General features: G+C 71.0%; 8 protein-coding genes and 1 pseudogene. 6 read left to right on the top strand and 3 right to left on the bottom strand.

What is annotated here, in order from left to right:
• Together ACOV8S_RS06545 and ACOV8S_RS06540 are read left to right on the top strand one after the other, a co-directional pair.
• The coding region (locus ACOV8S_RS06545) for a tetratricopeptide repeat protein (protein WP_448316621.1) at window positions 1–1,194 on the top strand (1,194 nt) is incomplete at its 5' end.
• Between the two features lie 235 nt (window positions 1,195–1,429).
• A complete protein-coding gene (locus tag ACOV8S_RS06540; protein WP_448316619.1) occupies window positions 1,430–2,263 on the top strand; it encodes an alpha/beta fold hydrolase in 834 nt (277 codons plus the stop codon).
• Between the two features lie 176 nt (window positions 2,264–2,439).
• On the opposite strand, the gene ACOV8S_RS06535 is transcribed toward ACOV8S_RS06540, so the two are convergent.
• Window positions 2,440–3,153, bottom strand: coding sequence for an AAA family ATPase (locus ACOV8S_RS06535; RefSeq protein WP_448316617.1), 714 nt, complete (start codon window positions 3,151–3,153; stop codon window positions 2,440–2,442).
• 448 nt (window positions 3,154–3,601) lie between these two features.
• On the opposite strand from ACOV8S_RS06535, the gene ACOV8S_RS06530 reads away from it, so the two are divergent.
• From ACOV8S_RS06530 to ACOV8S_RS06520, 3 genes are all read left to right on the top strand, one after another.
• Entirely contained in the window at window positions 3,602–4,438 is an 837-nt protein-coding gene (locus tag ACOV8S_RS06530) for an alpha/beta fold hydrolase (protein ID WP_448317379.1), read from the top strand.
• Between the two features lie 368 nt (window positions 4,439–4,806).
• The gene (locus ACOV8S_RS06525) at window positions 4,807–6,165 is read left to right on the top strand and encodes an FAD-dependent oxidoreductase (protein ID WP_448317378.1); all 1,359 of its coding nucleotides are present in this window, start codon (window positions 4,807–4,809) and stop codon (window positions 6,163–6,165) included.
• A 277-nt stretch (window positions 6,166–6,442) separates the two neighbouring features.
• Window positions 6,443–7,777 carry a pectate lyase gene (locus ACOV8S_RS06520; RefSeq protein WP_448316616.1) on the top strand — a complete coding sequence of 445 codons (1,335 nt, stop codon included), beginning with the start codon at window positions 6,443–6,445 and terminating at the stop codon, window positions 7,775–7,777.
• Window positions 7,778–7,890: 113 nt separating this feature from the next.
• On the opposite strand, the gene ACOV8S_RS06515 is transcribed toward ACOV8S_RS06520, so the two are convergent.
• Entirely contained in the window at window positions 7,891–9,531 is a 1,641-nt protein-coding gene (locus ACOV8S_RS06515; RefSeq protein ID WP_448316615.1) for an ABC-F family ATP-binding cassette domain-containing protein, read from the bottom strand.
• Between the two features lie 477 nt (window positions 9,532–10,008).
• Here ACOV8S_RS06515 and ACOV8S_RS06510 point away from each other — a divergent pair, with 477 nt between their 5' ends.
• Complete coding sequence (locus ACOV8S_RS06510; protein WP_448316613.1) at window positions 10,009–10,653, top strand: transglycosylase SLT domain-containing protein; 645 nt, start codon at window positions 10,009–10,011, stop codon at window positions 10,651–10,653.
• A 140-nt stretch (window positions 10,654–10,793) separates the two neighbouring features.
• On the opposite strand, the pseudogene ACOV8S_RS06505 reads toward ACOV8S_RS06510, so the two are convergent.
• Window positions 10,794–11,100 (bottom strand): annotated as a pseudogene (locus tag ACOV8S_RS06505) (hypothetical protein); the annotation flags it as partial.

Below are 11,100 nucleotides of genomic sequence, written 5' to 3'. Positions count from 1 at the left end.
CTCCCCCTTGCCCGGGCCCGCCGGTTGCTCGCCGCACTCGAGGAGGTCCGTCTTGTCGAACAGCCCGTGCCGGGCCGCTACACCGTGCACGACCTGCTGCGGGAGTACGCTGCCGAGCTCGCCGAGGAGGACACCGGCGCCGAGCGCCGTGACGCCACCACACGCGTCCTGGACCACTACATCTTCACCGGCAGCGCGGGCAACCGGCTGCTGAACCACGATCCGAATCCCGTTGCCCCCGGCCCTCTCAGCTCCGGCACCGTTCCCGAACAGCTCGAGGATGCCGAAAGGGTGACGCGCTGGTTCGTCTCCGAGCAGTCGGTGATGGCACGCCTGCTGCGGACCGCCGTCACCCAGCGCCTGGATCAGCACGTCATGGGCCTGGCCCGGGTGCTCAAGGAGTACCTGAACCGCCACGAACGTTGGCCCGAGGCCGTCAGGGTGCTCACCGCCGCTCTCGAGGCGGCGCGCCGTCAGTGCGATCGCCACGAACAGGGCCGCATTCTGCGTATGCTCGGCGTCCTCCACGGGCAGATGGGGCGCCAGGACGAGGCGCTGAGCCATCTGGACCGTGCCGCGACGTTCTTCGAGCCGGCCGACGACCCCGCAACCCTGGTCGAGCAGGTCCGCACCCAGTACACCGCGTCGTACGTGTTCCGTCTCTTCGACCGTCGGGAGGAAGGGCTGGCCCGGGCGAAACGGTCCTTGGAGCTGGCCCGGCTCACCGGAGACCCGTTGTGGATCTCCGACCCGCTGAACGCCGTGGCATCGCACTACGCGCTTCTGGGCCGACCCGAGCAGGCGATCGTCTACGGCGAGGAAGCCGTCACCGTGTTCCAAGGTCTGCACGCGCCGTGGCGGGAGGCGATGTGCTGGGACACTCTGGGCCGCGCCTACGACGCCGTCGGCCGGCAGGAGGAGGCGCTGGCCTGCCACCACCGGGCACTGACGGTGTTCGAGGAGGGCCACGACCGGAGACACGCGATCAGGTCGCTGACCTACATCGGCGACACCCATCTGTCGATGGGGAACAAGGACGCCGCCCGGGCGGCCTGGGCCCGCGCCCTGGAGGGCACCGGCGGATCGGACGAGGACGCGTTCGAGGGCCTGAAGGGCATAAGGGCCCGACTCGCCGCACTGGACGAGGAGGCGAGCGACGCGCCGCGGCTCGAGGCCGCTTCGGATCAACCGTAGGGCCGTCCGGGCAACTGGCCTGCTGCGGACCTGGGCCCCGGAGGGCGCAGTCGTCCCGCGCTTCGGCCTTTCGACCGGACGGGCGGCCTTTTCCCGTCCACCTGGTGAACCGCTCGCGCCCCGCCTCCGTTCTCCCGATGACAGAGTGCGGGCATCAGGCGTCCGGGACCACGGGCCTTCCTTCCTTGTACCGCACCGGCTCACACCACCGTCCGCGCACCGAAAGGCAGTCATCATGCCGTTCATCACTGTCGGCCAGGAGAATTCCGCTCCGATCGACGTCTACTACGAGGACCACGGTTCCGGTCAGCCGGTCGTGCTGATCCACGGCTACCCGCTCGACGGCCACTCCTGGGAGAAGCAGTCCGCCGCCCTGCTGGAGGCCGGCTACCGCGTCATCACCTACGACCGTCGCGGTTTCGGGCGCTCCAGCCAGCCCACCACCGGCTACGACTACGACACCTTCGCCGCCGACCTGAACACCGTCCTGGAGACCCTCGACCTCGACGACGCGGTCCTCGTCGGCTTCTCCATGGGCACCGGCGAGGTCGGCCGCTACCTGGGCGCCTACGGCTCCGCCCGCATCGCCAAGGCCGCGTTCCTGGCCTCCCTGGAGCCCTTCCTGCTCAAGACCGACGACAACCCCGGCGGCGTCGACGGAGGCGTCTTCGAAGGCATCAAGGAGGCCGTCACCGCCGACCGCTACGCCTACTTCAGCGCCTTCTACCAGGACTTCTACAACCTCGACGAGAACCTCGGCACCCGTATCAGTGAGGAAGCCGTCCGCAACAGCTGGAACGTCGCCGCCGGCTCCTCCTGGTACGCCTCGCTGGCCTGCGTGGCGACCTGGACCACCGACTTCCGTGCCGACATCGACAAGGTCGACGTCCCGGCACTGATCCTGCACGGCACCGCGGACCGCATCCTGCCCATCGAGGCCACCGGGGAGCCCTTCCACAAGGCGCTCCCCGACGCCGACTACGTCGTCATCGACGGCGCCCCCCACGGCCTGCTGTGGACCCACGCCCAGGAAGTCACCGACGCCCTTCTCGCCTTCCTCGCCAAGTAGGTCGGCTCCACGCCGCTGCCGGACGGTCCACCGCGCTCCGTCCGGCAGCGGGGCGCCCACGCGGCGTCGACACGCCCCCGGGGCTCCCGCGGTGGGTGCGGTGTCGGACCGGTTGCCGCACCCCACCGCTGTCGGACCCTCTCGCCGGCCCTCGGGGGACGGTGGGCCGGCCGCGCCTACGGCTCGATGATGTGCCGGAGATAAGCCTGTGGCTCGGCAAGATAACGGCGCCAGTGGTCCACGAGTGCGAGCTCCCGCCAGGCGACTCTTCGCGTGCCGTGCTCGCCGACCTCGAGGATGTCCGCGCCTGGCAGGGCGGTCAGCAAGGGGGAGTGCGTGGCACAGATGACTTGACCGCCCGCCTTGGCCAAGCGGTCGATGTGCCCGATCAGTTCGAGGCAGGACGAGAAGGACAGTGCTGCCTCCGGCTCGTCGAGAATGTAGAGGCCGACGTGAAGGAACTTTCCGCGGAACGCCTCGAGAAAGCCTTCACCATGGCTCACCGAGTCAGGCGAGAAGCCTTCCCTGTCCAGTGCGTCCAGCGCTGTCTCGGCCCGCAGGAAGAATCCCTTGCGGGCCGACCAACTGGTGATCATCTTGCGTCCGCGTCCCGTGGCCGCTTCGAACCTCATCCGCTCGCCGAGCACCGACCGGCCGCGTGGGGAGGAGTAGCGCCAGTCGTGGGAGCCACCGTAGGAGTCCAGGCCGAAACCCTCTGCCAGCGCCTCGACCAGGGTCGACTTCCCCGACCCGTTCTCACCGACCAGAAAAGTCACCGGTGCCGTGAAGCGCATCCCTTCGTCGAGCAACTGGCGGACGCAAGGGACCGACCACGGCCAGGTGTCCTCGTCGTACGAGGAGAGGTGAGCATACGCGCGTTCGACGATCACTCGACCAGTGTCCCCCACCTCGGCAAGGGCCCACCGCCGCCTCCCGGGCCCGGCGGGCAGTCGGTCCATCGAACTGCGCGCGGCCCCGTCAGCGGAGAGATCGGTCCGCCGGGCGGACGGGTGGTGCACCATGCCCCAGGTATCCGCCGGTCGGACAGGACATCCCGCCCCGCGCGGCACGAGCACCGGGACCCGGCTCCGCGCACACCACCGGACGCGGCGCGGCCACCGCCCGGTGAACCACCATGCGGTGTTGCTCGTAGTGAGCCGTGACCCCCTGTGGCACAGAAGCCCTTGCTGGGCGCCAACCCTGCCGGCTGCCGTTGGGGGCGCCGGCAGGGCGGCAGGGCCGCCGAGTTCCGCGGAGGTCACCGCCGACCGATCCGGCCAGGCAACGCTGCCGGTGCGGCTCTCAGGGCCACCACCCGTTTACCGAAAGTTGTTCATGATGCGTATCACCCAGTTGACCCGGCCCACCCGACTGCTCGCCCTGCTCGGTGTCGGGGCGGTGGGCCTGTCCATGACGGGCCTGACCCTGCCCGCCGAGGCGAGTATGGCGCCACGTGACCGGGAGCGGCCGACGATCGTGCTGGAGCACGGGGCGTTCGCCGACGCCTCCAGCTGGGACGCGGTGGTGCGGCGTCTGCAGCGTGAGGGATATCCGGTGGTGGCCGCGGCCAACCCGCTGCGCGGCCCGGCGAGCGACGCCGCCTATCTCCGCAGCGTGGTCGAGCACGTCGACGGCCCCGTGGTGCTGGTCGGCCACTCCTACGGCGGCACCGTGATCAGCCAGGCCGCGGTCGGCCTGGAGCACAAGGTCAAGGCCCTGGTCTACATCGCCGCGTTCCTGCCCGACGCCGGTGAGAGCTCGCTGGGGCTGACCGACAAGTTCCCGGGCAGCACCCTGGGCAACGTGATCGACCCGGTGAACTACACCCTGCCCGACGGCACCTCGGGCGCCGACGTCTACATCGAGCATGACGAGTTCCGCCAGCAGTTCGCCGCGGACGTTCCCGCGGACCAGGCTCGGCTGATGGCCGCCGAGCAGCGCCCGATCGCCGCTGCCGCACTTGAGGAGAAGTCCACCGGGGCCGCCTGGAAGACCATTCCCTCATGGTCACTGGTCACCACCGAGGACCTGAACATCCCTGTGGCCGCCCAGCGCTTCATGTCCGCCCGCGCCAACGCCCGTACCACCGAGGTCGACGCCTCGCACGCGGTGACCGTCTCCCGTCCCGGTGCCGTGACCCGCATCGTCGAACAGGCCGCCGACACCGTCCGCTGAGCAGACCTGCCTTCCATGGAAGTGCGAGGGCTGCCCGGCCCCACCGGGCGGCCCTCGCGCTTCTCGGCGCGGTCACGTCATCGTCACGCCGGCCCGTCAACGTGACGCCTGACCCCGCATCAGCGCTCGTGAGCGCCCTGGAAGCCCCGGGCCTCCCGGGCCGGCCTCCGGAGCGGCCCGTGGCACTCGGGGTGGGGAGCCCCGCCAAGACGGGGGCGACCACCCGAAAACCTGCCAAATCAGCGCGACGAGGGGGGACACTGGACCCTCCGACGTCGCGCAGCAGGGGAGACGCATCAGTGGAATCCGCACGGAGTACGGGCGGTCCGGACAGGGGCGAGGACCGCGGCGGGCGGCATGCGGTCGTGGTGGGCGGGAGTCTCGCGGGACTGCTGGCCGCTCACGTCCTCGCCGAGTACGCCGACCGGGTGACCGTCGTCGAACGCGACCGGCTCCCGGCCGGTACCGGGCCGCGGCCCGGGGTGCCCCAGGCCCGGCATCCGCACGTCCTGCTGGAGGGCGGGCAGGTGGCCCTGGAGTCGCTGCTTCCCGGTGTCGTCGCGGAACTGCGGGCGGCGGGGGCGCCACGTGTGGGCATGCCGTCGGACCTGGTGCAGCAGCAGGACGGGCGCTGGTTCAGGAGGCTTGCCGCGACGACGCACATCTACACCGGCTCGCGGGCGCAGCTGGAGGAGCTGGTGCGACAGCGCGTCCTCGCGAACCCCATGATCAGCGTGGCGGAGAAGACCGAGGTCCTCGGCCTTCACGGTGACGCCCGGCGGGTTCGGGGCGTCCTGGTCCGGGAGCGCTCCGGTGACGCCCGGAAAACGCAACAGGTCCTCGAGGCCGACCTGGTCGTCGACGCCTCGGGAGCGGGGACGAAGGCTCCGCAGTGGCTGACGGCCATCGGCGCCGAGGCCGCGCGCGAGGAGACCATCGAGACGGGTCTGGCGTACTCCTCCCGCGTGTACCGAGGCCGGAAGGGCGTCCTGGACGGCGACACCCGCGGTTACTACGTCTACCCGAGCCCCGCCCAGGTCTACGCCGGTGGTGCGCTGCCCCTGGAGGACGGCACCCACCTGGTCGTCGTCTCGGGGCTCCGAGGCGACGAACCGCCCACGGACGGCGACGAGTTCGTGACCTACGTCAGGAAGAGGCTGCCGCATCCGCTCCTGCACCGGTGGCTGGACGAGGCCGCACCGCTGACTCCCCCGTTCGCGTTCCGGCGGACCGCGAACGTCCGCCGCCGCTACGACCTTCCCGGCCGCCGTCCGGCCGGTTTCGTCGCCGTCGGCGACGCCCTGTGCACGTTCAACCCGATCTACGGCCAGGGCATGACCGTGGCCGCGATGAGCGCGGTCGTCCTGCGCGACGTCCTGTCCGATCCGCGGCGGCCCTCCACGACGCGGCGCGTGCAGAAGGCGCTCCTCACGGCGTCCAGGCAGGCATGGGACATCTCGGCCGGGTCCGACCGGTCGATGCCGGGCGCGGTGGGCAACGCGCTGGCGACCGGGCCGGGGGACCGCGTCGCCAACTGGTACCTGCGGCGCGTCCTGGAGCGCTATCCCGGTGACCCCGTGGTGGGGCGCGCCTTCCGCTCCGTGCTGGGCCTGTGCGCACCGGTCACCAGCCTGTTCGCCCCGCCCGTGGCCCGAGCCGTCCTCTTCGGGCCGCCCCCGCCGACGCCCGCCGAGCCGCCGACGGCGCCGGAGGCCCCCGGGCGGTGACGGGGCCCCTCGGCCGAGGCCCCAGGAGGGCTGGGCCTCGGCCGCATCACGGTCCGCCGTGCCGTGCGTGCCGTGCGTGCCGGACTCGGCCCGGCCGATACTTTCGCTCGACTTATTGACCGCCCCATGTGCGTGACTTACCGTCACACTGGTTCGCATACATGAACACGGTTCACGTTGCCGAATGACGTTCGGCGCTCGGGAACCGGCCTTCACCACCGCACCAACCCCCACAGGTGCCTGCGGAGGACGCCGCAGGCGGTGAAAGGAACAGCCAGTGCGCACTGAGATCATGCACGTCAGAAGGCGTGGCGGCCGTGCAGCCGCCGTCTTGGCCGCCGTGGTGTCACTCCTCGGCGCGGGCCTGGTCGCCCTCTTCGCGACCGGCTCGGCCTCGGCGGCACCCGCCGCGGGCTCGTACACCCTGAAGAACTTAGCGAGCGGTCTGTGTCTGGGGGTGCCGGGCGCCTCCACGGCCGCGGGCACCCAGCTCGCCCAGAGCTCCTGCACCGGAGCCGCGAGCCAGACGTGGAAGCTCACCGCCTCCGGCAGCGGCTACACGCTGTCCGCCGCTCACAGCGCCAAGTGCGCCGGCGTGCGGGACGCCTCCACCAGCGCGGGCAAGGCCGTGGAGCAGCAGAACTGCGCCGGGACCGCCACCCAGGTGTGGACCCTGACGTCGGTCAGCGGCAACACCTACCGGGTCGTCAACAGCAACGGCGGCAAGTGCCTGAACGTCAAGGACAGTTCGACCGCCTCCGGTGCTCCGGTGCAGCAGAACTCCTGCGATTCCGTGACGAGCAAGAGCTGGACCTTCACGGCGTCCGGGACCGTCCCCACCGACCCGCCGACCACTCCGACGGACCCGCCCACCAACCCGACCGACCCGCCCACCAACCCGACCGACCCGCCCACGAACCGGCCGTCATGGCCGACCGCGAACGGCAGCCAGGCGGTCTCGTCGACCATCGAGGTCTCGGGCACGTACGACGGTGGCATGAAGCGTCTGTACGGCAGCGGTGACCTGGGCAGCGGCGGCCAGGACGAGGACCAGCCCTCGATCATCAAGCTGGCGGACGGCGCCACCCTGCAGAACGTCATCCTCGGCGCTCCGGCCGCCGACGGTGTGCACTGCGCGGGCACCTGCACCATCAAGAACGTCTGGTGGGAGGACGTGGGCGAGGACGCCGCCACCTTCCGCGGCGGCTCCTCCTCGACGGTCCGCACGATCGACGGCGGAGGCGCGAGGCTGGCCGAGGACAAGGTGTTCCAGCACAACGGCGTCGGCACCCTGGTCGTGAAGAACTTCCAGGTCGACGACTTCGGCAAGCTGGTCCGTTCCTGCGGCAACTGCTCCACGCAGAACGCCCGCCACATCCAGTTGCAGAACATCTGGGCGACCGCCCCGGGCACCAGCCTGGTCGGCATCAACACCAACTACGGTGACACGGCCCGGATCTCGGACGTCACGATCTACGAGGACGAGGACCGTGACATGAAGATCTGCACCAAGTACAGGGGCACGACGAGCGGGGAGCCGAGCGAGATCGGCTCGGGTGCGGACGGCACCCACTGCATCTACTCCGCGTCGGAGATCAGTTACGTCGACTGAGGGGCGGTGCGTTCGTCAGGGCCCGTCCCTCCCCGCCGGGAGGGGCGGGCCCTGCCCGTTCGTGCATTCCGGTTCGGGCCCTGCGCGTTCGGGCCCCGGGGTGGGGTCCGTGTTCAGCCGGCCTCGGTGACCTGGCCCTCGGTGACCTCGACCCGGCGCGTGGTGCGCACCGCCTCCAGCATCCGCCGGTCGTGGGTCACCAGGAGCAGCGTCCCCGTGTAGGCCTCCAGCGCCGACTCCAGCTGCTCGATGGCCGGCAGGTCGAGGTGGTTGGTCGGCTCGTCCAGGACCAGCAGATTGACCCCCTTGCCCTGGAGCAGGGCGAGACCCGCGCGGGTGCGCTCGCCGGGCGAGAGCGTGGTCGCGGGCCTCAGCACGTGCGCGGCGCGCAGGCCGAACTTGGCGAGGAGGGTGCGCACGTCGGCGGGCTCGGTCTCGGGGACGGCGGCGCAGAAGGCGTCCAGCAGGGTCTCCGTGCCGTGGAAGAGCTTGCGTGCCTGGTCCACCTCGCCGACCACCACGCCCGATCCGAGCGAGGCATGGCCGGAGTCCAGCGGCAGCCTGCCGAGCAGGGCGGCGAGCAGCGTGGACTTGCCCGCACCGTTGGCGCCGGTGATGGCGACCCGGTCGGCCCAGTCGATCTGCAGGGTGGCCGGCCCGAACGTGAAGTCACCCCGGGCGACGACGGCGTCGCGAAGGGTGGCCACCACGGAGCCGGAGCGCGGCGCGGAGGCGATCTCCATCCGCAGCTCCCACTCCTTGCGGGGCTCCTCGACGACGTCGAGACGCTCGATCATCCGCTGGGTCTGCTTGGCCTTGGCCGCCTGCTTCTCGCTGGCCTCGCTGCGGAACTTGCGGCCGATCTTGTCGTTGTCGGTGGCCTTGCGCCGGGCGTTCTTGACGCCCTTGTCCATCCATCCCCGCTGCATCTGGGCACGGCCTTCGAGCGCGGAGCGCTTGTCGGCGTACTCCTCGTACTCCTCGCGTGCGTGCGAGCGGGCGCGTTCGCGTTCCTCCAGGTAGGAGGCGTACCCACCGCCGTAGAGGTTGATCTGCTGCTGGGCGAGATCCAGCTCCAGGACCTTGGTGACCGTACGCATCAGGAACTCGCGGTCGTGGCTGACCACCACGACGCCGGCCCGCAGCCCGGAGACGAAGCGCTCCAGGCGTTCCAGACCGTCGAGGTCGAGGTCGTTGGTGGGCTCGTCGAGGAGGAAGACGTCGTAGCGCGAGAGGAGCAGCGAGGCCAGTCCCGCGCGTGCTGCCTGTCCGCCGGAGAGGGCGGTCATCGGAAGGTCGAGGCCGACGGTCAGGCCGAGGTCGGCCGCGACCTCCTCGGCCCTGTCGTCCAGATCGGCTCCGCCGAGCGCGAGCCACCGCTCCAGGGTCTCCGCGTAGGCGTCGTCGGCGCCGGGCGTTCCGTCCACCAGCGCCTGGGTCGCGGCGTCCATCGCGGCCTGGGCGTCGGCGACCCCCGTGCGGCGGGCGAGGAAGCCCCGCACGGACTCCCCCGGGCGGCGCTCGGGTTCCTGTGGGAGGTGGCCGACGGTGGCGGTGGGCGGGGAGAGCCGGAGCTCGCCGTCCTCGGGCCGGTCGAGCCCGGCGAGCAGGCGCAGCAGCGAGGACTTACCGGCGCCGTTGGCTCCCACGAGACCGATCACGTCCCCGGGCGCGACGACGAGGTCGAGTCCGGTGAAGAGGGTGCGGTCACCGTGTCCGGCGGCGAGTTCCTTGGCGACGAGGGTGGCAGTCATCAGGGGGCCGATCCTAACGAACGCGAGCCAGGCCCTCGGCCGCGCCTCCAGCACCGCGCATGCCGTGCGGCGGGTGTCGGCGAGCACCCGGATCCCCCGCCGCCGAACCCTGACGCAGAGCATTGCTCCCGCAACTCAGCGCAACAACGAAGCCGCCCGCGTGTGAGGGCAGGCATGGGGCGCGCGTCACGTACGAACGGCGTTAGTGGGTTCAAGCCGACCACACATCGCGCTGAACTGCACCGATGACGCCTTTGCGGCGAATCGGAAGACCGCTCTACGACCCGACGTCGTAGACCACACCTTTGCTTTGCGATTTCACCGTCGCTAAGAATTGCACTCGTCGCTCAGCAAGCCGCGTCTTCCGACCGCGGCACCCCGTGCCAATGAGGGCACCCCCTGGTCCGCAGCGAGCGGACACCGACCGAGGAGCGACTCCCGCGAAGCCACTCCCCCGCCACGTCGAAGAGGTGCCCCATGCGTAACTTCACCTTCACCGCCCCCACCACGGCCATGATCCGGAAGACCGCCGTCGTCGGCGGTTTCGCCGCGCTCGCCGCGTCCACCACCTTCGGCCTGGCCGCGACCGCGGACCAGCAGCCGGCCCAGGCCGCCGCCAAGCCCGTGTCCGCCTCCACCGCCACCGCCCTGTCCGCGGCCACGGACAAGGCCGTCGGCGAGCGCACCGCCGACACGGTGAGCCGCTCCGCGGACCGGGTCGAGGTCCGGACGGTGGCGTACAAGGTTCCCGCGAAGGCCGAGAAGGCTGAGAAGGCTGAGAAGGCCGCGAAGAAGGTCTACCCGAACAACCTCGACGGGTGGATCCGCGAGTCGCTCGACATCATGCACGAGAAGGGCATCCCGGGCACCTACCACGGGCTGCACAAGAACATCATCCGTGAGTCGTCCGGCAACCCGAAGGCCATCAACGACTGGGACATCAACGCCATCAACGGCATCCCGTCCAAGGGTCTGCTCCAGGTGATCCCGCCGACCTTCGAGGCCTACCACGTCGAGGGCACCCCCCACGACATCTGGAACCCGGTCTCCAACATCACCGCCGCCGCCAACTACGCGGCCGACAAGTACGGCTCGATCGACAACGTCAACAGCGCGTACTGAGCGGACGAGCGACACCGCGCCTCCGACGAAGAGGCACCACGCGAAACCGAAGGGCGGCGCCCCCACCAGGGGCGCCGCCCTTCGGCGTGCCAGGCCCGCCCCCGGCGCGGTCGGTCGGCCGGTGCCGGTGGGTTCCTCGGTCACTCCTCCACGACGTCGAAGCGCAGGCCCGAGGACGCTCCCCCGCGGCCGGGACGGGTGCGGCGGGCGGTCCACAGGACGCCGCGGCCGTCGGAGCCGCGGGCGTACTGGTGGGCCCGGGTCACGGTGAGGCCCTCCCTGGGCACCTCCTCGGCGAACAACTCGTAGGCGCCGGGGAGTTCGGGGCCGAGCAGGCGGCCGAGGGGCAGCGCCCCGTCGAGGTGGGACAGGCGCAGGCGGTAGGAGCCGGGGCGCGGTTCGACGGGGACCAGGGGCAGCCAGTTGGCCGGGACCTCGGTGCGCAGC

This window comes from Streptomyces sp. CO7 (assembly GCF_053474865.1).
The sequence above is the reverse complement of the archived record's forward strand: the minus strand, read 5'-3'. Positions and strand labels throughout refer to the sequence as shown.